Here is a 22,594-nt window from a genome sequence, read left to right as displayed (position 1 = left end):
ACCTCACGCCAAGATTTCGATTCCTTTAATCCACACAGATTTGCAGCGAGCAAATTCTTGAAGCGCACTGCTGCCTTCAAGAAAAATGCGGCTTGTCAGCCTGTATCCCAAGGAATACGATTTCGACATGATCGAATTTGAACGATCCCCTGCATTTGCCGATTGGCTCGACTCGATGAAAGACACCAACGGCAAAGCTCGCATCATCGCCAGAATTCGAGGTGCAGAGCATGGAAATATGGGTGATTGCGAGTTCGTTGGCAGTGCCGTTTATGAAATGCGCGTTCATTACGGTCCCGGCTACAGGATGTACTTCACACGTAAAGGTAACGTGATTTATCTGCTACTGCTGGGGGGCGACAAGTCGACACAAAAACGAGATATCAAACGCGCCATCCGGATGGCGCAAAGCATCGGTAATGAGGAGTAAGTCATGACCGAAAAATTCACCCGCTTCGACGCTGCAGAGTTTCTTAAAACGCCGGAGGAAATGGCGGCTTACCTGGACGCCTGTTTTGACGAAGATGCTGGCGATGGCGTTCTCATCCGTGCAGCGCTTAATGACATTGCCCGCGCCCAAGGCATGACTCAGGTTGCGCGGGATGCAGGTCTGGGTCGTGAAAGCCTTTATAAAGCGCTGAGCAGCACTGGAAATCCGGAATTCGCGACTATCATGAAAGTCATGAAGGCGCTGGGTTTGCGGCTGCATGCCGTAGCAGGCTGAATCCTCTGCGACACCAAACCGCACGACGCTTTTTTACTTATCGGCCCTGATCAGGCTAAATAGCCGCGCCTGATCGCCCACCCTACGGATCTGTCCCATGAACCGACACCGGCTCGCATTTGCCTGGATCGCCTGCTTTGCAGTGCTGTTCAACATGCTCGCCATGCCGTTGACGGGTGCGATGGCGCAGGCGGCGCAAACGCCGGCCGAGCAGTTGCTGTGGAGCAGTTTCTGCACCGGCAGCGGGACGAAGATGGTGGCGATCGACATCGGCAGCCTCGATCAGAAGGCGCCGCAAAACGGTGACCATCATTCGACCATGCAGCATTGCTGGTGCTGTTCCGGATCGGCGCCGGTGGTGGCGTTGCCGGGGCATTCGCCGCAGCTGTATTTCGCTCAATACGAAAGCAATCGCAGCGTGGCGCCCGCCGTGCTGCAGACTCCGACACCGCGCCAGCAATGGCCGAGCCTCAATCCCCGCGCCTCTCCTCTGGTTTGATTTGTTCCCGCATTTGACCTGCGTTTCAAATCGTTCTGGAGAACTGCCATGTTGAACAAACTCATCGTCATCGCTGCGCTGTTGCTGCCTGCGTGCTTCGCCCATGCCCACGAATACAAGGCCGGCGAGCTGGAGATCGCCCACCCGTGGTCGCAGGAACTGCCGCCGAACGCGCCGACCGTTGCCGCGTATTTCATCATTCACAACGGCGGCAAAACCGCTGACCGTCTGCTCAGCGTCGACTCGCCCATCGCCCCGACAGCGGAATTGCACGAGCACGTGATGCAGGGCGATCTGATGAAGATGCAACAGGTGCCGAACGTGGCCATCCCGGCCGGTGGAAACGTGACCTTCGCGCCGATGGCCTATCACGTGATGCTGATGAATCCGACCGACCGCAGTCTGTTGACCGATGGCAAGCGCTTCCCGCTGACCCTGCACTTTGAAAAGGCCGGTGACGTGACCGTCGAAGTCGCCGTGCAGAAAAAGCCGCCGGAAGCCACGCAAGCCCACGCGCACGCCCAGTAACCGTTCCGGCAGACTCCGCCCATGCGCCCCCTGAGCGCCAGGCCCTCCCTGCAACGCCGTCAGACTGAACACCTGACCCGCGGCAGCTGGATCGCCCTGTTCGCCATGTTGATGATCTTCATCGGCCCGCTGATTTCCCAGTCGATGCCGATGGATCAGCACGCCTCGACCTCCATGCCAATGAGCATGGACATGTCGATGGACATGCCGGGTATGGACCATTCCGGGCACGGTGCACAGCCCTCGGCGCAACACTGTCCGCCGCAATCCTCGCACCACGTGCTGTGGGAAAAGTGCGGCTATTGCAGCCTGCTGTTCAATTGCCCGGCGCTGACCGGCGGCGGCAGCTTCGCCACCTTCAGCATTCCACTGGTCAACACCTTCACCCCACCCTCCCCGCGCCTGGGCCACGCCCGGCAGACCTTCTTCCCCGGCGCCCGCACCCGCGCCCCGCCCGTCGCAGCGTAAACACCCACCTCTGATTGCACACGGTTGAGAAGACAGCCTCAGGCTGCCGGCCGCGTCGTTTACGACTGTTTGATGGAAATTGTCATGTCCAGGTTTTCTGCTGTCCCACGCCCGGGTTCTGCCCCGGCGTCCTTTGCCCTGAACGAATCCCGCGTTCGTTTCAGGCACGCTACCGCCGTCCTTTGCGGCGTCCTGCTGTCCCCGCTGGTCCACGCCGACGAACACGCCGGCCATGCTGACGAACTGAGCCCGACGGTGATCACCGCCATCGCCCCGAGCTCGCCGCTGACCATCGTCACCAACCCGAAAGACCCGCGCCAACCGGTGCCGGCCAGCGACGGCGGCGACTACCTGAAGACCATTCCCGGCTTCGCCTTGGTGCGCAACGGCGGCACCAACGGTGATCCGGTGCTGCGCGGGATGTTCGGTTCGCGCCTGAACATCCTCACCAACGGCAGCATGATGCTCGGCGCCTGCCCCGGCCGGATGGACGCGCCGACCTCGTACATCTCGCCCGAGACCTACGACAAACTCACCGTGATCAAGGGCCCGCAAACCGTGCTCTACGGACCGGGCGCCTCGGCCGGCACGATCCTGTTCGACCGCGAGCCGGAAAGTTTCGGCGAACTCGGCACCCGCGTGAACGCCAGCGTGCTGGCCGGCTCCCACGGGCGCTTCGACAAGGTCGTCGATGCGGCGGCCGGCGGCTCGCTGGGCTACGTGCGGGTGATCGGCAACACCGCGCATTCCGACGACTACCGCGACGGCAACAACGACATCGTTGCCTCGCGTTATGACAAGTGGAACGGCGACGTGGCGCTGGGTTGGACCCCGGACGCCGACACCCTGATCGAACTCACCGCCGGCAAGGGCGACGGCGAAGCGCGCTACGCCGGACGCGGCATGGACGGCTCGCAATTCCTGCGCGAAAGCCTCGGCCTACGCTTTGAGAAGTCCAACATCACCGATGTGCTGGAGAAGCTCGAAGCGCAGGTCTACTACAACTACGCCGACCACGTGATGGACAACTACACCCTGCGCACGCCGTCCGGCACCGGGATGATGGCCGGTCCCATGGCGTCCAACGTCGACCGCCGCACCCTCGGCGCCCGGATCAAGGCCACCTGGCGCTGGGCCGATATCCAGCTGATCACCGGCCTCGACGCGCAGACCAACGAACACCGGCAGCGCAGCGGCATGGGCATCGATACCTACAAGGATCAGCCGTACACCAAGGACGCCGACTTCCATAACTACGGGGTGTTCAGCGAAATGACCTGGTACGCCGCCGACCGCGACCGGCTGATCACCGGCGCCCGGGTCGACCGTGCCTCGGCCAGGGATTTCCGGCAGACCACCGGTTCGGGAATGATGTCGCGCCCGAACCCGACTGCCGGCGATACCCGCGCCGACACCCTGCCGAGCGGTTTCATCCGTTACGAGCATGACCTGGCCGACAGCCCGACCACGCTCTACGCCGGCCTCGGCCACGCGCAACGTTTTCCGGATTACTGGGAGCTGTTTTCGCCCAAATCCGGCCCGGCGGGTTCGGTCAACGCATTCGATTCGATCAAGCCGGAAAAGACTACTCAGTTCGACTTCGGCGTGAACTACAAGAGCGCCGAGCTTGAAGCCTGGGCCTCCGGTTACATCGGCCAGGTGCGCGATTACATCCTGTTCGACTACACCCCGACGATGATGGGCATGAGCACCTCCCGCGCCGAGAACATCGACGCGCGGATCATGGGCGGTGAACTCGGTGCCGCCTACAAACTCACCGACAACTGGAAAGCCGATGCGACCCTGGCCTACGCCTGGGGCAAGAACAGCAGCGACGGCAAGGCCCTGCCGCAAATGCCGCCGCTGGATGCACGTTTCGGCCTGACCTACAGCGAAGACAACTGGAGCGCCGGCGCACTGTGGAGGGTGGTCGCCGCGCAAAACCGTATCGACCAGAACAAGGGCAACGTGGTCGGCAAGGATTACGACAAGAGTTCAGGCTTCGGCGTGTTCTCGCTCAACGGCGCCTACCGGATCAACAAACACTGGAAGGTCAGTACCGGCGTCGACAACCTGTTCGGCAAGGCTTACGCCGAACACCTCAACCTGGCGGGCAACGCCGGGTTCGGCTATCCGGCCAACGACCCGCAAGCCATCAACGAGCCGGGGCGCACGCTCTGGACCAAGGTGGACATGAGTTTCTAACCCTCAAGGGCGCTCGCTCCCTTCAGGGAGCGGGCGGCAACAGACAACTAGAAGATCCAAGCCAAGCGGAGCACACGTGATGAAACAGCCCAAACCGAATTTCTACAACCTGGCCTGGCGTTGGCATTTCTATGCCGGATTGTTCGTCGCGCCATTCATGGTGATGCTGGCCCTGACCGGCATCATTTACCTGTTCAAGCCGCAACTCGATTCGCTGATGTACAGCAGCCTGCTGAACGTCCCCGCCGGGCATCACACCGTGCCGGCCGACGACCTGCTGCAAAAGGTCAGAAGCGCTTATCCACAAGGCCAGGTCACCCAGTACCTGCCGCCGGTGAATGCCGAGCGCAGCGCGCAGTTTGTCGTGGCCAATGCCAGCCATGAGCTGAACGTGTTCGTCGATCCGTACCACGGCGACATCCTTGGCGAGCAGGATGCCAGGCAGAACCTGCAAGCCATCGCCCGGGCGATTCACGGCGAACTGATGATCGGCACCGTCGGTGACCGACTGATCGAAATGGCCGCCGGCTGGGGCGTGGTGCTGGTGGTGTCCGGGGTTTTCCTGTGGTGGCCGCGAGGTCAGGCAGCGGGAATTTTGTGGCCACGCCTGAGCAGTCGCGGCCGCGTGCTGTGGCGTGATTTGCATGCCGTTACCGGATTCTGGGGCGCCGCGTTGCTGCTGGTGATGCTGCTCAGCGGCATGACCTGGACCGGTTTCTGGGGCAAGCAGTACGCGCAGGTGTGGAACGTGTTCCCGGCGGCGATGTGGGACAACGTGCCGACTTCCGACGTCGAGGCCGGCAGCCTCAACAACGCCGCGCGCCAGACCGTACCGTGGGCGATGGAAAACACCCCGATGCCGATGTCCGGCGACCACGCCGAACACATGGCCCACGGCGGCATGCAACACGGCCCCGCTGCACCGACCATCCGCCTGCAGGACGTGCAGAACATCGCCATCGAGCGCAAGGTCGAGCCGGGCTACAGCATCACAATGCCGACCACCGCCACCGGCGTGTTCACCATCGCCGTGTTCGCCGACGACCCACGCAACGACGCGACACTGCACATCGATCAGTACACCGGCAAGGTGTTGGCCGACGTGCGCTTCGAGCAGTACGGCGCTGTTGCCCGCGCCACCGAGATCGGCGTGATGCTCCACGAAGGCAAGATGTTCGGCACCTTCAACCAGATCATCGTGCTGCTGATCTGCCTGATGATTCTGCTCAGCGCCGTCAGCGGCGTGGTGATCTGGTGGAAGCGTCGGCCACAGGGCAAGTTCGGCGTGCCGCCGCTGCGCCACGATCTGCCGAAGTGGAAAACCGGGGTGGCGATCATGCTCGTGCTGGCGGTGGTGTTTCCGCTGGTGGGGGCTTCGCTGGTAGTGGTGTGGTTGCTGGATCGGCTGCTGTTGTCGCGTCTGGGCCGGCAAACTGAATCTGCCTCAACTTCATCGTGAATCTCGCGAGATGCGCGATCCAGACAGATCTTTAAACTGCCGGGGCTTAAACTCCGGCAATTTTTAGTGTTACTGTATAACGCAAATTTGCTGCTCTGCCCGCAGCCATGCACTGTCATGAGGCTGCGGGCTTTTCTTTTGAAGAAGTGATTCACCGTCCCGATGAACAAGTACCTCTTGTCCAGCCTCTGTCTGTTCGCCTTGAACAACAGCGCCCACGCCGACAACGCCCAGCTGACGCTGCCCACCGGCACCATCACCGCCCTGGCCAATGACGACCGGACCGTCAACCTGAGCACGCCAACCAGCGCCGGCTCGCGTCTGAACCTCAGCGCCATGGAAACCCCGGCCAGTGTCGAAAGCCTGAGCGGCGAACAAGTCCGCGCCCGTGGCGACCGCAGCGTGCAGGACGCGGTGTCGCGCAGCACCGGCATCAGCCGCACCGGCACGCCGGGCGATGGCGGCACCTCGTTGCAGGCCCGGGGTTTTACCGGGCAGAGTTCGGTGATGCAGCTGTATGACGGCAACCGCATGTACACCGGCATGGGCACCGTGACGTTTCCGGTCGACACCTGGTCGGTGGAGCGCGTCGACGTGCTGCGCGGCCCGGCCTCGGTGCTGTATGGCGAAGGCGCGACCGGCGCGGTGGTCAACGTGATCCCGAAAAAGCCGTTCGAAGGCGAAATCGAAAACCACGTGCGCGTCGGTTATGGCTCGTTTGATAGTCAGCAGCAGGCGTTCGACAGCGGCGGTTCGCTGACCGACACCCTGAGCTATCGCCTCAACCTCAACCGCCTGCGCAGCAACGGCTGGGTCGATCGCGGTGATTCGTCCAGCGACTTCATCAGTGCCGCCCTGCGCTGGCAGGCGACCGACGACCTGACTTTCACCCTCGCTCACGATTACGGCGATCAACACCCACAGAACTACTTCGGCACGCCACTGATCAACGGCCAGTTGAAGGACAGCCTGCGCAACCAGAACTACAACGTGCGAGACGACAAACAGCACTACAACGATCAATGGACGCGCCTGACCAGCGACTGGCAGATCAACGATGCAGTCAGCGCCAGCAACGAGCTGTACTACCTCAAGGCCCAACGCCGTTGGCAGAACGCCGAAAACTACAACTTCGACGCTGACCGTCAGCAGTTCAGCCGCAGCGGCTACTTCGGCATCGGCCACAAACAGGAACAGGTCGGCGACCGCCAGACCTTCACCTTCAAGCATTCGCTGTTCGGCCTCGACAGCCAGACCGTGACCGGTGTCGACTACAACCGTATTCGCTTTCAGCTCGACAGCAACTCGCCATTCAACGACGTATTGCCGAACGGCCAGCCGCTGGATCGCTATCACCCGCAGACCGGTTATTTCGAGAGCGCCGATCCGTATCGCGATCAGTTCGACAGCACCACCAGACAGATGTCGGTGTTCGCCGAAAACCGTACGCAGCTGAGCGAACGCTGGTCGCTGGTGACCGGTGTGCGCCGCGACTACGTGCACGTGGATCGCAACAACCTGGTCGACGGCAGCCAGAGCGACAAGACCTTGACCGGCAACAACTGGAAGGCCGGCCTGGTGTTCGCGCTGACCCAGGACACCTCGTTCTACGGTCAGGTCGCCACCAGCACCGATGGCATCGGCGGTTTGATTTCCCTGAGCCCGAGTCAGCAGCAATATGACCTGTCCACCGCGCGGCAAACCGAGATCGGCCTGAAGCAGCTGTTCTGGGATCAGCGTGGCGAGTTCACGCTGGCGGCGTATCGCATCGTCAAGAAGAAGCTGCTGACCGACGATCCGGGCAACCCGACGCTCAAGCAGCAGGTCGGCCAGCAGTCGTCGAACGGCCTGGAAGCGAGCCTCGATCTGCAACTGCCGAACGCCTGGCAACTGCAGGCCAACGCCGCCATCGTCAAAGCCAAGTACGACGATTTCGAAGAAGTGGTCGGCGGCGTGCCCGTGTCGCGCAACGGCAATCGCCCGGTGGACGTGCCACGGCGCACCGCCAATCTGTGGTTGAGCAAGGCGCTGACCGATGACCTGAAAGCCGGCGCCGGTGTGCGTTATGTCGATGCGCGCTACGCCGACATGGCCAACCGCAACGAGCTGCCGAGCTACACCGTGGTCGATGCAACGCTGTCGTGGAAAGCCCTGCGCAACACCACGCTGGGGTTGCAGGTGAACAATCTGTTTGACCGGACGTACGCGCAAAGCCAATACAATGAGGGCCAGCAGTGGATTCTGGGTGAGCCTCGTTCGTTCTTTGTCACCGCTGACTACACCTTCTAGAACAGGAACGAAATGAGCTCACTGTCCCTCACCGATCTCGCCTGGACACCTCTGGGCCACGGCCATTGCCATCACCAGTTCCAGCTGCGTGACGCCTCGCTGCAAGTGGCCGCCGGGGAGTTCGTCGGGCTGATCGGTCCCAACGGCAGCGGCAAGACCAGCCTGTTGCGCTGCGCCTATCGCTTCAGCCAGCCGGAACACGGTGAGGTCAGACTCGATCACCACAACGTGTGGAAACAATCCTCGCGCTGGTGCGCGCAACGCATCGCCGTGGTCTTGCAGGAGTTCCCCGACGCCTTCGGCCTGACCGTCGAAGAAGTGGTCGCCATGGGCCGCACGCCGCACAAAGGCCTGTTCGACGGCGACACGCTGGACGATCGCCATCTCGCCACCCAGGCCCTCAAATCCGTGGGCCTCGATGGCTTCGAAGATCACGCGTTCGCCACGCTGTCGGGGGGTGAAAAACAGCGCGTCATACTCGCCCGGGCCCTGACCCAACAACCGCAACTGCTGATCCTCGACGAGCCGACCAACCACCTCGACCCGCGCTATCAGCTGGAGCTGCTGCAACTGGTCAAGCGCTTGCAGATCGGCACGTTGGCGAGCATCCACGACCTGAACCTGGCTGCCGCGTTCTGCGACCGGTTGTATGTGATCAACCACGGCCGGATCGTCGCCAGCGGCACGCCGCAACAAGTCCTGACCGTCGAACTGCTGCGCGACGTGTTCGGCGTCGAAGCATTGATCGATTCCCACCCCCTCCACGGCTACCCGCGAATCACCTGGATAACCCGACCATGACTGTGCGCTCCCTGCTTTGCCTCGCTCTGTTGCTGGGCACCACCCAAGCCTTTGCCGAGGCCACGAAGTACCCGCTGACGATCCAGAGCTGCAATCGCGAAGTGACCTTCAAGCAAGCGCCGAAACACGCGGTCAGCCACGACATCAACATGACCCAGATGATGCTCGCCCTCGGCCTCAAGCCGAAAATGGCCGGCTACAGCGGCGTCAGTGGCTGGAAATCGGTGACGCCTGAAATGCAGTCGCTGCTCGACGGTCTGCCGGAGCTGGCAGCCAAGTACCCGTCGGTGGAAACGTTACTCAACGCCAACGTCGATTTCTTCTTCGCCGGCTGGGATTACGGCATGCGCGTCGGCGGCGATCTCACGCCGCAGACCCTGCAACCGCTGGGCATCAATGTGTATGAACTGACCGAGTCTTGCGCCTTCGTGATGAAGCGCCCGGCCGCGACGCTGGACGACACCTACAACGACCTGCGCAACCTCGGAAAGATTTTCGACGTGCAGGACCGTGCCAACGCATTGATCGCCGACATGCAAAGTCAGGTCGCCGAAGTCCGCAAAGACCTGCCCGCCGAAAAACCTCGGGTGTTCCTGTACGACAGCGGCGAAGACCGCGCCATGACCTCCGGCCGCCTCGGCATGCCGCAAGCGCTGATCGACGCCGCCGGCGGGCGCAACGTTCTCGATGACGTCGAAGCGAGCTGGACCCGGGTCAACTGGGAAACCGTGGTCGAGCGTAATCCACAGGTGATCGTGATCGTCGACTACAGCGAAATCACCGCCGAGCAGAAGATTGAATTCCTGCTGAAGAACAAGGCGCTGCAATCGGTGGACGCGATCAAGAACCAGCGCTTCATCGTCATCCCCTACGTGCAGGCCACGCCGGGGATCGACAATGTGCTCGCCGTGGAAACCCTGGCCAAAGGGTTCCACGGCGAATGATCGATCGTCGCTATGCGCTGCTGCTGATCGCCCTCGGTGCCGTGCTGCTGGTGTCGTGCGTGGTGTCGCTGGGCTTCGGCCCGGCGCGAGTGCCGGTGGACGTTGTGTGGCGGATTCTGCTGCACAAACTGTTCGGCCTCGGCGTGCCGGACTGGAGCGCCGGCCAGGAACACATCGTCTGGCTGATCCGCGTACCGCGCATGCTGCTCGGTGCGTTGGTCGGCGCCGGACTGGCGTTGATCGGCGCGGTGCTGCAGGCAGTGACGCGCAATCCGCTGGCCGATCCGCACCTGCTTGGCGTCACCTCCGGCGCCACCCTCGGTGCAGTGATCGTGGTGCTGCACGTCGGTGAAATCGTCGGTCTGCTGACCTTGCCGATTGCAGCATTCATCGGCGCATTGTTGAGCATGGTTCTGGTGCTGGGCATCGCCAACCGTCAGGGCCGGCTGGACAGTGATCGTCTGCTGCTGTGTGGCGTGGCGGTGTCGTTCGTAATGATGGCGATCGCCAATCTGCTGCTGTTCATGGGCGATCACCGGGCAAGTTCGGCGGTGATGTTCTGGATGCTCGGTGGCCTCGGACTGGCCCGCTGGGAATTGTTGGCGGTGCCGGCGTTGAGCGTCCTGCTCGGATTGATTCTGCTGATCGGCATGGCCCGTCCGCTGAACGCTTTGATGGCCGGCGAACAGACCGCCGTCACCCTTGGCCTGAATGCCCGGGCGGTGCGTCTGCGGGTGTTCGTGATTGCTTCGTTGATGACCGGAGTGCTGGTGTCGATCAGCGGCTCCATCGGCTTTGTCGGGCTGATGGTGCCGCACATTGCCCGGCGCCTGATCGGTGCCGAGCATCGGCGTCTGCTACCGGCGTGCGTGTTGCTCGGCAGCGTTTTCCTCGTCTGGGTGGATGTCGCCGCACGCACGCTGATCGCCCCTGAAGACCTGCCCATCGGCGTCGCCACCGCAGCCCTCGGCGGCCTGTTCTTCATCGGCCTGATGCGCCGCCGCTGAATCCTCCGGGTGCGCCCCAATCTGGCGCACCCCGCTGCACCTTTGCATGCAACACGTCCCCTCGTGGTGCGCCGACTCTAAGCGCGACCGCTCTAAACCGACATTTCCCTGCCCAAACCCGACCGGGCACAGCCCTTGCAAAACAGCCTTCAGTCGTTCGCATCTGCCAACCATAAAAAACTTTAACGTTCATGGAGATCGCACAATGAAGCGTCGCAGTTTGATCAAGGCTTTCACACTCACGGCATCCATTGCCGCGATGGGCATGACCTGGACCGTACAGGCCGCCGAGACCATCAAGGTCGGGATTCTGCATTCGTTGTCCGGCACCATGGCGATCTCCGAAACGTCGCTCAAGGACATGGCGTTGATGACCATCGACGAGATCAACGCCAAGGGCGGGGTGAACGGCAAGATGCTTGAACCGGTGGTGGTCGACCCGGCGTCGAACTGGCCGCTGTTCGCGGAAAAGGGCCGCCAGTTGCTGACTCAGGACAAGGTCGCGGTGGTGTTCGGCTGCTGGACCTCGGTGTCGCGCAAATCGGTGCTGCCGGTGTTCGAAGAACTCAACGGCCTGCTGTTCTACCCGGTGCAATACGAAGGCGAAGAGATGTCGCCGAACGTGTTCTACACCGGCGCCGCGCCGAACCAGCAAGCGATCCCGGCAGTTGAATACCTGATGAGCGAAGAAGGCGGCAGCGCCAAGCGCTACTTCCTGCTCGGCACCGACTACGTCTACCCGCGCACCACCAACAAGATTCTGCGTTCGTTCCTGCATTCCAAAGGCGTCGCGGACAAAGACATCGAAGAGGTCTACACCCCGTTCGGCCACAGCGACTATCAAACCATCGTCGCCAACATCAAAAAATTCTCGGCCGGCGGCAAGACCGCGGTGATCTCGACCGTGAATGGCGACTCCAACGTGCCGTTCTACAAAGAGCTGGCCAACCAGGGCCTGAAGGCCACCGACGTACCGGTGGTGGCGTTCTCGGTAGGTGAAGAAGAACTGCGCGGCATCGACACCAAGCCGCTGGTGGGCAACCTCGCGGCATGGAACTACTTCGAGTCGGTGGAGAACCCGGTGAACAAGAAGTTCGTCGATGACTGGAAAGCCTACGCGAAGAAACACAACCTGCCGGGCGCCGACAAGGCGGTGACCAACGACCCGATGGAAGCCACTTACGTCGGCATCCACATGTGGGCGCAGGCGGCGGAGAAAGCCAAATCGACCGACGTCGACAAGGTCCGCGAAGCTCTCGGCGGCCAGACCTTCGCCGCGCCGTCCGGCTACACCCTGACCATGGACAAGACCAATCACCACCTGCACAAACCGGTGATGATCGGCGAGATCCAGAGCGACGGTCAGTTCAACGTGGTGTGGCAGACCGAGGGGCCGATCCGTGCGCAGCCGTGGAGCCCGTTCATTCCGGGTAACGACAAGAAGCCGGAGTATGCGGTGAAGAGCAACTGAGTTAACCCGCTCAACCTGATCGTTCCCACGTCGAGGCGTCGAACCGTCTGCGTGGGAATGCCTCAATGGACGCTCTGCGTCCGCTTTTGGGACGCGGAGCGTCCCGGGCTGCATTCCCACGCAGAGCGTGGGAACGATCACTACGCAAGGCCATTTCATATGCCCACTGCCCTTTACCGCTTGATCCTGGCCGTCACACTTTTGCTGCCGATGGCCGTCCATGCCGGAGATGCGGAAGACTTCGTCGCCGCCAACCCGATGCAACAGGCCAAACTGTTGGAAGCCTGGGCCGCGCAGCCCGATCCGGCGCGTGTTGAACTGATCAACGCCCTGCAACAAGGCGAGCTGACCGTCGACGGCCAAGCCAAAACCCTGCGCCTGAACAACCGCCTGCGGGGTCTGATCGACACCGCACTGGCCAGCCACCAATTGCTCGCCGCCGACGCCAAAACCCGTCTGACCGCCGCGCAGCAATTGCAGAAAAGCGCCAAACCCGCGCAGCTGAAATTCCTCGACCAGCAACTGGCTGGCGAACAAGACGAAAGCGTCCACGTCGCCCTGAGCCTGGCACTGGCCAACCTGCAACTGGTCGACACCGACCCGGCGGTGCGCCTCGCGGCCGTGCGTCTGCTCGGTGAAACCGGCGACCCGCTGGCCCGCACCCGCCTCGAAGGCCTGCTCGAACCCGGCGTGGAAACCGACGCCAACGTGCGCACTGCCGCCGAAACCAGCCTCGCCCAGGTCAAGCGCAAACTGCTGGTCGGCGAACTGCTCGGCCAGGCCTTCAGCGGTATGTCCCTCGGTTCGATTCTGCTGCTCGCGGCACTCGGCCTGGCGATCACCTTCGGCCTGCTCGGTGTGATCAACATGGCCCACGGCGAGATGCTGATGCTCGGCGCCTACTCGACCTACGTCGTGCAGTTGATGTTCCAGCGCTACGCGCCGAATGCCATCGAGTTCTATCCGCTGATCGCGCTGCCGGTGGCGTTCTTCGTCACCGCTGCCATCGGCATGGCCCTGGAGCGCACGGTGATCCGTCACCTCTACGGCCGCCCACTGGAAACCCTGCTCGCCACCTGGGGCATCAGCCTGATGCTGATTCAGCTGGTGCGACTGGTGTTCGGTGCGCAGAACGTTGAAGTGGCGAACCCGGCGTGGCTGTCCGGCGGGATTCAGGTGCTGCCGAATCTGGTGCTGCCGTACAACCGCATCGTGATCATCGCTTTTGCGTTGTTCGTGGTGGTGCTGACCTGGCTGCTGCTGAACAAGACCCGCCTCGGCCTGAACGTGCGCGCCGTCACCCAGAATCGCAACATGGCCGCCTGCTGCGGCGTGCCGACCGGGCGCGTCGACATGCTCGCCTTCGGCCTCGGTTCGGGCATCGCCGGACTCGGTGGCGTGGCCCTGAGCCAGATTGGCAACGTCGGCCCTGACCTCGGCCAGAGCTACATCATCGACTCGTTCCTGGTGGTGGTGCTCGGCGGTGTCGGCCAACTGGCCGGCAGCGTGTTCGCCGCATTTGGCCTGGGCATCGCCAACAAGATTCTCGAACCGCAGATCGGTGCGGTGCTCGGCAAGATCCTGATCCTCGCGCTGATCATTCTGTTCATCCAGAAACGTCCGCAAGGCCTCTTCGCACTGAAAGGACGGGTGATCGACTGATGAACCAGCCTCTACTAGTCACGGCCACGCAAAAGGCCGGCCCCAAAGTCACCCTCGCTGTCGGCGCGGTGATCCTCGCCTTGCTGATCGCCCTGCCGCTGCTGTCGCTGTTGCCGGCGGACAGTGCGCTGCATGTTTCGGCTTACACCCTGACGCTGGTCGGCAAGATTCTCTGCTACGCCATCGTCGCCCTGGCGCTGGATCTGGTCTGGGGTTACGCAGGTCTTTTGTCGCTGGGGCACGGCCTGTTCTTCGCCCTCGGCGGTTATGCGATGGGCATGTACCTGATGCGTCAGGCCGCCGGTGATGGTCTGCCGGCGTTCATGACCTTCCTGTCGTGGACCGAGTTGCCGTGGTACTGGAGCGGCACCGGCAGCTTCCTCTGGGCGATGTGTCTGGTGGTGTTGGCGCCGGGGTTACTGGCGCTGGTGTTCGGTTTCTTCGCCTTCCGTTCGCGGATCAAGGGCGTGTATTTCTCGATCATGACCCAGGCCCTGACCTTCGCCGGGATGCTGCTGTTTTTCCGCAACGAGACCGGGTTCGGCGGCAACAACGGCTTCACCAATTTCCGCACGATCCTCGGTTTCGGCATCACCGAACCCGGCACGCGCGCGGTGCTGTTTCTGGCGACGGTGTTGCTGCTGGTGGCGAGTCTGTTCATCGGCTGGCGACTGGCCCGCAGCAAGTTCGGCCGGGTGCTGACTGCGTTGCGCGATGCGGAAAATCGCCTGATGTTCTGTGGCTACGATCCGCGCGGTTTCAAGCTGTTCGTCTGGGTGTTGAGTGCGGTGTTGTGCGGCCTGGCCGGTGCGTTGTACGTGCCACAAGTGGGGATCATCAACCCGAGCGAAATGTCGCCGACCAACTCGATCGAAGCCGCCGTGTGGGTGGCCCTTGGCGGGCGCGGCACCCTGATCGGCCCGCTGCTCGGCGCCGGCGTGGTTAACGGCATGAAGAGCTGGTTCACCGTGGCGTTCCCCGAATACTGGCTGTTCTTCCTCGGCGCGCTGTTCATCGTCGTGACGTTGTACCTGCCCAAAGGCGTGATCGGTCTGCTGAAGAAACGAGGTGAATCATGAGAGTCACGGCGAGCGCTGAATTCATGCTGGAACCGGCGTTTTTCCCGGTGGAGCCGAACAAGGACGAAGGCACCAGCCGCGACTCGATCGGCCTCGGGCAACGCGTCGGTCCGGGCCTCGACACCCGCCACGGCACGATCCTGACCCTGGAAGACATCAGCGTCAGCTTCGACGGCTTCCGGGCGCTGAACAATCTGAACCTGTACATCGGCGTCGGCGAACTGCGCTGCATCATCGGCCCCAACGGCGCGGGCAAGACCACGCTGATGGACGTGATCACCGGCAAGACCCGGCCGAGCCACGGCAAGGCGTGGTTCGGTGAAACCCTCGACCTGACGCAGATGAGCGAAGTGCAGATCGCCCAGGCCGGCATCGGTCGCAAGTTCCAGAAACCGACGGTGTTCGAAGCACTGAGCGTGTTCGAAAACCTGGAGCTGGCGCAAAAAACCGACAAGTCGGTGTGGGCCAGCCTGCGGGCGAAGTTGAGCGGCGAGCAGAAAGACCGGATCAGCGAAGTGCTCGACACCATTCGCCTGACCACCTCGGTCAATCGTCCGGCGGGGCTGCTGTCCCACGGGCAGAAACAGTTTCTGGAAATCGGCATGTTGCTGATGCAGGACCCGCAATTGTTGCTGCTCGATGAACCGGTGGCGGGCATGACCGACGCCGAAACCGAGTTCACCGCCGAGCTGTTCAAGTCGCTCGCGGGCAAGCACTCGCTGATGGTGGTGGAACACGACATGGGCTTCGTCGGCTCGATTGCCGACCACGTCACCGTGTTGCATCAGGGTAGCGTGCTGGCCGAGGGGTCGCTGGAACAGGTGCAGGACAACGAGCGCGTGATCGAGGTTTACCTCGGCCGCTGAAGAGGAATCCGATCGTTCCCACGCTCCGCGTGGGAATGCCGCCATGGACGCTCCGCGTCCGCCGTTATGTGACGCGGAGCGTCACGGGATTCATTCCCACGCAGAGCGTGGGAACGATCACCGGGGAGAGTTTGAACATGCTGCAAGTCGACAAGCTGCACCAGTATTACGGCGGAAGCCACATCCTGCGCGGCCTGAGCTTTGAGGTGAAGGTCGGCGAAGTAACCTGCCTGCTCGGCCGTAACGGCGTGGGCAAGACCACGCTGCTCAAATGCCTGATGGGCCTGTTGCCGGCCAAGGAAGGCGCGGTGAACTGGGAAGGCCAACCGATCACCACGTTCAAGCCGCATCAGCGGGTGCACGCCGGGATCGCCTACGTGCCCCAGGGCCGGGAGATCTTCGGCCGACTGACCGTGGAAGAGAACCTGCTGATGGGCCTTTCGCGTTTCCCCGGCAGCGAAGCCAAAGAGGTTCCCGCGTTCATCTACGAGCTGTTCCCGGTGCTGCTGCAAATGAAACAGCGGCGCGGCGGCGACCTGTCCGGCGGACAGCAACAACAGCTGGCCATCGGTCGTGCACTGGCCAGCCGTCCGCGTCTGCTGATCCTCGACGAACCCACCGAAGGCATCCAGCCGTCGGTGATCAAGGAAATCGGCGCAGTGATCAAGAAGCTCGCGGCCCGTGGCGACATGGCGATTCTGCTGGTGGAGCAGTTCTACGATTTCGCCGCCGAACTGGCCGATCAATACCTGGTGATGTCCCGGGGCGAGATCGTGCAGCAGGGCCGTGGAGAAAATATGGAAAGCGAGGGTGTGCGCGGACTGGTTACGATCTAACCTGTAGCGTCCTAACGATAATCAGAAAACATGAACTTACCTTTAGCGACTGCCCTGTTTACCCCGAGCTGGCATGCCGAGCTTGAGCTGGCCTATGCCCGCTTCGGCGATTGCACGCGCCCTACCCGTCGTCGCCACCTCGGTCCGCTGCGGGTGCAAAAGCATCTGTACGCCGAAGGGCCCGAGGTCTGCCAGCACATCATTGTCCACCCGCCGGGCGGGATTGCCGGCGGTGACCGGCTCGACATCAGCGCCCGCGTCGAACAAGACGCCTGGGCACAGATCACCAGCCCCGGCGCGGCCAAGTGGTATCGCGCGGCGGGGCCCGCTTATCAGTCACTGAACCTGCATGTCGCTGATGGCGCGACACTGGAATGGCTGCCTCAGGAAACCATCGTCTACAGCGCCGCCCAGGCGGAACTCTCGACCTCGATTGAGCTTGAAGGCGATGCGCGGCTGTTCTACTGGGACGTGGTAGCCCTCGGGCGGCCGGCCAGTGGCGAGCGTTTCGACCTCGGGCATTTCCAGGCACATCTGGATATTCGCCGTGATGGCCGGTTGTTGTGGCATGAGCGCCAGCGCATCGTTGGCGCTGACGGCTTGCTTGATTCGCCGATCGGGCTGGATGGCCATCCGGTGTTTGCGACCTTGCTGGTGACCGGTGAGATCGATGCTGAATTGCTGGAACGCTGCCGCTCGCTAAACCACGACGTGCGTGGGGATCTGACGCAACTTCCCGGACTTTTGGTCGCCCGTTGCCTGGCCAGTGAAGCGTTGCTGGCGCGGGCCTGGCTGATCGATCTGTGGCGATTGCTCAGGCCTGCGCTGCTCGGCCGCGAAGCCCTGCCCCCCCGAATCTGGAACACCTGATTTTCTTCAACTGTCGACAATGGATTTCAAACGATGGACCTGACCCCACGCGAAAAAGACAAGCTGCTGATCTTCACCGCCGGCCTCGTGGCCGAGCGGCGACTGGCCCGTGGCGTGAAGCTCAACTACCCGGAAGCCATGGCCTACATCTCGGCGGCGCTGCTCGAAGGCGCCCGTGACGGCCAGACCGTTGCCGAACTGATGCACTACGGCACCACCCTGCTGACCCGCGATCAGGTGATGGAAGGCATCCCGGAAATGATCCCGGAGATCCAGGTCGAAGCGACGTTTCCCGACGGCACCAAACTGGTCACCGTCCACCAACCGATCGTCTGAGGCCGTGCCATGACCTACACCATCCGCGATGCCCTGCACGCTGACCTGCCGGCGATCCGCGACATCTACAACGACGCGGTGCTCAACACCACGGCAATCTGGAATGAGTCCGCCGTCGACCTCGGCAACCGTCAGGCGTGGTTCTGCGCACGCCAGGCCCAGGGCTATCCGATCCTGGTGATCGTCAACGCCGACAACACCACCCTCGGCTACGCTTCGTTCGGCGACTGGCGTCCGTTCGACGGTTTCCGCCACACCGTCGAGCACTCGGTCTACGTGCGCAGCGACCAGCGCGGCAATGGCCTCGGCCCGCAACTGATGAACGCGTTGATCAAACGCGCGAAAACCTGCGGCAAGCACGTCATGGTCGCCGCCATCGAAAGCGGCAACGCCGCGTCGATTCGCCTGCACGAACGCGCCGGTTTCATCACCACCGGGCAGATGCCGCAAGTCGGCACCAAGTTCGGCCGCTGGCTCGACCTGACCTTCATGCAACTGACCCTCAATCCTGGCGCGGAGCCACCGCCCGCCAACAAGGAGTGACACCGATGAACCCCGCCCAACTGCGACGCGTCAATGCTGAAAGTTTTGCGCACTATCGTCAGGGCCTGATCGACCTGCTGCTCGACGCCGTGGGGTATGGCGCCAGCGTCGGCTTCATGGCCGACCTCGATGCCACCCAGGCCCGCGCCTATTTCGACGATGTGCAGGACAACCTGAACAAGGGCAACGTCTTGCTGTGGGTGGTGGTCAAGGACGAACAGGTGCAGGCCAGCGTTCAGTTGAGCCTGTGCCAGAAGGCCAACGGCCTGAACCGCGCCGAGGTGCAGAAACTGCTGGTGCGCGAACACGCCCGGCGGCGCGGCCTCGGCCAGCAGTTGATGCAAGCGCTGGAACAGACCGCACGTCAGTACAAGCGCGGCATGCTTTACCTCGACACCGAGGCCGGCTCCCCCGCCGAAGATTTCTACAAGGCTTTGGGTTACACCCGCGCCGGGGAAATTCCCGACTACGCCTGCGACCCGAACGGCACCTATCGCCCGACGGCCCTCTATTACAAAGTCCTGCAAGGAGCTAACTGATGATTCCCGGCGAGTACAAAATCCAGCCCGGCGACATCGAACTCAACGTCGGTCGCCGCACCATCACCCTGAAGGTGGCGAACAGCGGCGACCGGCCGATCCAGGTCGGCTCGCACTACCATTTTTTCGAGACCAACGACGCCCTGACCTTCGACCGCGCCGCCAGCCGTGGCATGCGCCTGAACATTCCCGCGGGCACCGCGGTGCGCTTCGAGCCGGGCCAGAGCCGCGAGGTAGAGCTGGTGGATTACGCCGGGCACCGGCGGGTGTTCGGGTTTGCCGGGCGGGTCATGGGTGACCTCGACTGACTGATCGTTCCCACGTCGAGGCGTCGAACCGTCTGCGTGGGAATGCATCCCGTGACGCTCCGCGTCACATAACGGCGGACGCAGAGCGTCCATGGCGGCATTCCCACGCAGAGCGTGGGAACGATCAATACCAAGGCGAACGAATGAAGATTTCCAGACAAGCCTACGCCGACATGTTCGGCCCCACCGTCGGCGACAAGGTGCGCCTGGCCGACACCGAGCTGTGGATCGAAGTCGAACAGGACTTCACCACCTACGGTGAAGAAGTGAAATTCGGCGGCGGCAAAGTGATCCGCGACGGCCAGGGCCAGAGCCAGTTGCTGGCGGCCGAGGTGGTCGACACCGTCATCACCAACGCGCTGATCATCGACCACTGGGGCATAGTCAAGGCTGACGTCGGCCTCAAGGACGGGCGCATCGCCGCCATCGGCAAGGCCGGCAACCCCGACGTGCAGCCCGGCGTGACCATCGCCATCGGCGCCAGCAGCGAAGTGATTGCCGGCGAAGGCATGATCCTCACTGCCGGCGGCATCGACACCCACATCCACTTCATCTGCCCGCAGCAGATCGAAGAAGCGCTGATGAGCGGTGTCACCACCATGATCGGCGGCGGCACCGGGCCGGCCACCGGCACCAATGCAACGACCTGTACTTCGGGGCCGTGGCACCTGGCGCGGATGCTCCAGGCGGCGGATGCGTTCCCGATGAACATCGGCCTCACCGGCAAGGGCAATGCCAGCCTGCCGGAGCCGCTGATCGAGCAGGTCAAGGCCGGCGCCATCGGCCTCAAGCTGCACGAAGACTGGGGCACCACCCCGGCGAGCATCGACAACTGCCTGAGCGTCGCCGACCAGTACGACGTGCAGGTGGCGATCCATACCGACACCCTCAACGAGTCCGGTTTCGTCGAAACCACCCTCGGCGCGTTCAAGGGCCGCACCATCCACACTTACCACACCGAGGGCGCCGGTGGCGGCCATGCACCGGACATCATCAAGGCCTGCGGTTTCGCCAACGTGCTGCCGAGTTCGACCAACCCGACCCGGCCGTTCACCCGCAACACCATCGACGAACACCTCGACATGCTGATGGTCTGCCACCACCTCGACCCGAGCATCGCCGAGGACGTGGCGTTCGCCGAGAGCCGCATCCGCCGCGAAACGATTGCCGCCGAAGACATCCTCCACGACCTCGGCGCGTTCTCGATGATCAGTTCCGACAGCCAGGCCATGGGCCGCGTCGGCGAAGTCATCACGCGCACCTGGCAGACCGCCGACAAGATGAAAAAGCAGCGCGGCCCCCTCGCGCAGGACGGCGAAGGCAACGACAACTTCCGCGCCAAACGCTACATCGCCAAGTACACCATCAACCCGGCGATCACCCATGGCATCAGCCATGAAGTGGGTTCGGTGGAAGTCGGCAAGTGGGCCGATCTGGTACTGTGGCGCCCGGCATTCTTCGGCGTGAAACCGACGCTGATCCTCAAGGGCGGCGCCATCGCCGCCAGCCTGATGGGCGACGCCAACGCCTCGATCCCGACCCCGCAACCGGTGCACTACCGCCCGATGTTCGCCAGCTACGGTGGCTCGCTGCACGCCACCAGCCTGACCTTCATCAGCCAGGCGGCGCAGGCGTCGGGACTGCCCGAAGCGTTGGGCCTGAAGAAGAAAATCGCCGTGGTCAAAGGTTGCCGCGACGTGCAGAAAACCGACCTGATCCACAACGACTATCTGCCGAACATCGACGTCGACCCGCAGACCTATCAGGTCAAGGCCGATGGCGTGCTGCTCTGGTGTGAACCGGCCGAAACCCTGCCGATGGCACAGCGTTACTTCCTGTTCTGACAACCGACAAACGCAAAAAAGGCCCCGAGCACCTGCCTGACGCACGGTCTCGGGGCCTTTTTCGTGATGCTGGAAAACCACTGGGCAATGGGTCGTGTATTTCTCGCCAAAGGGACTAATATTCGATTCGCTGTCGCCTTTATTCAGGAACTGCCCATGCGTCTTTCCGAGTTCATCCTGGCCAATATCGACCCAATCGTCGATGAATGGGAAAAGTTTGCCGCTACCATTACCCCGGCCGCCGACCATCTGGACTCGGCCGGTCTGCGCGATCACGCCAGCGCCATCCTGCGGGCCGCCGCTCGCGACATGAGCAAACCGCAAAGCCGCGACGAACAGGTCGCCAAGGCCAAGGGCGAAGGCCCGGAGAAAAGCCCGAGCCTGGATGAAGCCGGAGCCAGCCATGGCGAGCTGCGCCACACCGTCGGTTTCGATCTGGTGCAGATGACCTCGGAGTTTCGCCACCTGCGCGCCGTGGTGATCCGACGCTGGGTCGAGCATATCGAATTACCGGACACCACCTGCTTCCAGGACATGATCCGCTTCAACGAAGCCATCGACGAAGCCCTGGCCGAATCGACCGCCGCCTATGCCGAACAGGTCAACCGCTCACGGGACATTTTTCTCGCCATTCTCGGCCATGACCTGCGCGCGCCCCTGCAAGCGGTGAGCATGTCCACCGAGTTGCTGATGCGCAAAACCACGCTGGAAGGCGATGCGCTGACTTGTGCGCTGAACATCAAACAGGGCGCGCGGCACATGGCGGCCATGGTCAGCGACCTGCTGGAACTGGTACGCAGCCGCCTGGGCAGAAGCCTGCCGATCGAACCGGCGCCAATGGACCTGGCCGACGCGGCGCGAGCAGCCATAGCCGAAGCGTGCGCTGGCAATCCGGACAGTGATCCGACATTGAACACCGAGGGTGACACCCGTGGTGTCTGGGACGCTGGTCGGATCGATCAACTGCTGCAGAACCTGATCGGCAATGCCTTGCAGCATGGCTCTGATCCGCGCGAAGTGATCGTGACGTTGAAGGGGGAAGCCAGGCAGGTGCTTCTGACCGTGCACAATTACGGCCCGCCCATTTCCGAAGAGGCCATCGGCACCATTTTCGACCCCTTGGTACGCAGCGCCGACGAAGAACTCGGCCAGCCGTCGACCAGCCTGGGACTCGGCTTGTTCATCGTCAAGGAAGTGGTGACCGCCCATGGCGGGACGATCGAAGTCAGCTCAAGCGCAGCCAACGGCACGCTGTTCAGCGTGATGCTGCCCCGACAGGTTTAAGCAGGAAAAACGCGGCGCTTTCATCGCTGGCA

23 protein-coding genes are annotated in these 22,594 nt (G+C 62.6%); all 23 read left to right on the top strand.

Going from position 1 to position 22,594, the window contains the following annotated elements; genetic code table 11:
- Positions 1–127: 127 nt before the first annotated feature.
- The 23 genes from ACTJK7_RS05075 (at position 128) to ACTJK7_RS04965 (ending at position 22,562) form a co-directional block, all read left to right on the top strand.
- Positions 128–430 (top strand): type II toxin-antitoxin system RelE/ParE family toxin, encoded by a 303-nt coding sequence (locus ACTJK7_RS05075; protein ID WP_085611238.1) that lies wholly within the window; start codon positions 128–130, stop codon positions 428–430.
- Between the two features lie 3 nt (positions 431–433).
- Complete coding sequence (locus ACTJK7_RS05070) at positions 434–724, top strand: addiction module antidote protein (protein WP_085609233.1); 291 nt, start codon at positions 434–436, stop codon at positions 722–724.
- 97 nt (positions 725–821) lie between these two features.
- Positions 822–1,223 carry a DUF2946 domain-containing protein gene (locus ACTJK7_RS05065; protein ID WP_108559388.1) on the top strand — a complete coding sequence of 134 codons (402 nt, stop codon included), beginning with the start codon at positions 822–824 and terminating at the stop codon, positions 1,221–1,223.
- A 48-nt stretch (positions 1,224–1,271) separates the two neighbouring features.
- Entirely contained in the window at positions 1,272–1,751 is a 480-nt protein-coding gene (locus tag ACTJK7_RS05060; protein ID WP_179692816.1) for a copper chaperone PCu(A)C, read from the top strand.
- A 21-nt stretch (positions 1,752–1,772) separates the two neighbouring features.
- Complete coding sequence (locus tag ACTJK7_RS05055) at positions 1,773–2,219, top strand: DUF2946 domain-containing protein (RefSeq protein ID WP_323151512.1); 447 nt, start codon at positions 1,773–1,775, stop codon at positions 2,217–2,219.
- Between the two features lie 84 nt (positions 2,220–2,303).
- Complete coding sequence (locus ACTJK7_RS05050; RefSeq protein WP_440779947.1) at positions 2,304–4,424, top strand: TonB-dependent copper receptor; 2,121 nt, start codon at positions 2,304–2,306, stop codon at positions 4,422–4,424.
- 79 nt (positions 4,425–4,503) lie between these two features.
- The gene (locus ACTJK7_RS05045; protein ID WP_108559383.1) at positions 4,504–5,883 is read left to right on the top strand and encodes a PepSY-associated TM helix domain-containing protein; all 1,380 of its coding nucleotides are present in this window, start codon (positions 4,504–4,506) and stop codon (positions 5,881–5,883) included.
- 162 nt (positions 5,884–6,045) lie between these two features.
- Complete coding sequence (locus tag ACTJK7_RS05040) at positions 6,046–8,172, top strand: TonB-dependent receptor (protein WP_108559381.1); 2,127 nt, start codon at positions 6,046–6,048, stop codon at positions 8,170–8,172.
- A gap of 12 nt (positions 8,173–8,184) precedes the next feature.
- The gene (locus ACTJK7_RS05035; protein WP_108559379.1) at positions 8,185–8,973 is read left to right on the top strand and encodes an ABC transporter ATP-binding protein; all 789 of its coding nucleotides are present in this window, start codon (positions 8,185–8,187) and stop codon (positions 8,971–8,973) included.
- Entirely contained in the window at positions 8,970–9,917 is a 948-nt protein-coding gene (locus tag ACTJK7_RS05030; RefSeq protein WP_108559377.1) for an ABC transporter substrate-binding protein, read from the top strand. The genes ACTJK7_RS05035 and ACTJK7_RS05030 overlap by 4 nt, the downstream gene beginning before the upstream one ends.
- Positions 9,914–10,924 (top strand): FecCD family ABC transporter permease, encoded by a 1,011-nt coding sequence (locus ACTJK7_RS05025; protein ID WP_323151515.1) that lies wholly within the window; start codon positions 9,914–9,916, stop codon positions 10,922–10,924. Before ACTJK7_RS05030 ends, ACTJK7_RS05025 begins: the two co-directional genes overlap by 4 nt.
- Before the next feature lie 205 nt (positions 10,925–11,129).
- Positions 11,130–12,395 carry an urea ABC transporter substrate-binding protein gene (gene urtA / locus ACTJK7_RS05020; RefSeq protein WP_011332239.1) on the top strand — a complete coding sequence of 422 codons (1,266 nt, stop codon included), beginning with the start codon at positions 11,130–11,132 and terminating at the stop codon, positions 12,393–12,395.
- Between the two features lie 159 nt (positions 12,396–12,554).
- A complete protein-coding gene (gene urtB, locus ACTJK7_RS05015) occupies positions 12,555–14,057 on the top strand; it encodes an urea ABC transporter permease subunit UrtB (protein ID WP_108559373.1) in 1,503 nt (500 codons plus the stop codon).
- Positions 14,057–15,136, top strand: a complete 1,080-nt coding sequence (gene urtC / locus ACTJK7_RS05010) for an urea ABC transporter permease subunit UrtC (RefSeq protein ID WP_064379157.1) — start codon at positions 14,057–14,059, stop codon at positions 15,134–15,136. Before urtB ends, urtC begins: the two co-directional genes overlap by 1 nt.
- A complete protein-coding gene (gene urtD / locus ACTJK7_RS05005) occupies positions 15,133–16,002 on the top strand; it encodes an urea ABC transporter ATP-binding protein UrtD (RefSeq protein WP_007950599.1) in 870 nt (289 codons plus the stop codon). Before urtC ends, urtD begins: the two co-directional genes overlap by 4 nt.
- A 137-nt stretch (positions 16,003–16,139) precedes the next feature.
- Positions 16,140–16,838 (top strand): urea ABC transporter ATP-binding subunit UrtE, encoded by a 699-nt coding sequence (urtE, locus tag ACTJK7_RS05000; protein WP_108559369.1) that lies wholly within the window; start codon positions 16,140–16,142, stop codon positions 16,836–16,838.
- Positions 16,839–16,868: 30 nt separating this feature from the next.
- Positions 16,869–17,708: an urease accessory protein UreD gene (locus tag ACTJK7_RS04995; protein ID WP_108559368.1), complete on the top strand. Its 840-nt coding sequence runs from the start codon at positions 16,869–16,871 to the stop codon at positions 17,706–17,708.
- A 33-nt stretch (positions 17,709–17,741) separates the two neighbouring features.
- Complete coding sequence (gene ureA / locus ACTJK7_RS04990) at positions 17,742–18,044, top strand: urease subunit gamma (protein ID WP_039766748.1); 303 nt, start codon at positions 17,742–17,744, stop codon at positions 18,042–18,044.
- 9 nt (positions 18,045–18,053) lie between these two features.
- Positions 18,054–18,587 (top strand): GNAT family N-acetyltransferase, encoded by a 534-nt coding sequence (locus tag ACTJK7_RS04985; RefSeq protein WP_108559366.1) that lies wholly within the window; start codon positions 18,054–18,056, stop codon positions 18,585–18,587.
- A gap of 5 nt (positions 18,588–18,592) precedes the next feature.
- Complete coding sequence (locus ACTJK7_RS04980) at positions 18,593–19,126, top strand: GNAT family N-acetyltransferase (protein WP_039766745.1); 534 nt, start codon at positions 18,593–18,595, stop codon at positions 19,124–19,126.
- Positions 19,126–19,434 carry an urease subunit beta gene (locus tag ACTJK7_RS04975; RefSeq protein WP_108559364.1) on the top strand — a complete coding sequence of 103 codons (309 nt, stop codon included), beginning with the start codon at positions 19,126–19,128 and terminating at the stop codon, positions 19,432–19,434. The genes ACTJK7_RS04980 and ACTJK7_RS04975 overlap by 1 nt, the downstream gene beginning before the upstream one ends.
- A gap of 143 nt (positions 19,435–19,577) precedes the next feature.
- Positions 19,578–21,278, top strand: coding sequence for an urease subunit alpha (gene ureC / locus ACTJK7_RS04970; protein WP_085685440.1), 1,701 nt, complete (start codon positions 19,578–19,580; stop codon positions 21,276–21,278).
- A 156-nt stretch (positions 21,279–21,434) separates the two neighbouring features.
- Positions 21,435–22,562, top strand: coding sequence for a sensor histidine kinase (locus tag ACTJK7_RS04965; RefSeq protein ID WP_064379141.1), 1,128 nt, complete (start codon positions 21,435–21,437; stop codon positions 22,560–22,562).
- The last annotated feature ends 32 nt before the right edge of the window (positions 22,563–22,594 follow it).

The organism is Pseudomonas sp. 22085, assembly GCF_052045815.1.
In the GTDB taxonomy this organism is placed as follows: Bacteria; Pseudomonadota; Gammaproteobacteria; order Pseudomonadales; family Pseudomonadaceae; genus Aquipseudomonas; species Aquipseudomonas glycinae.
This window is presented reverse-complemented; position numbering and strand designations above follow the sequence as displayed.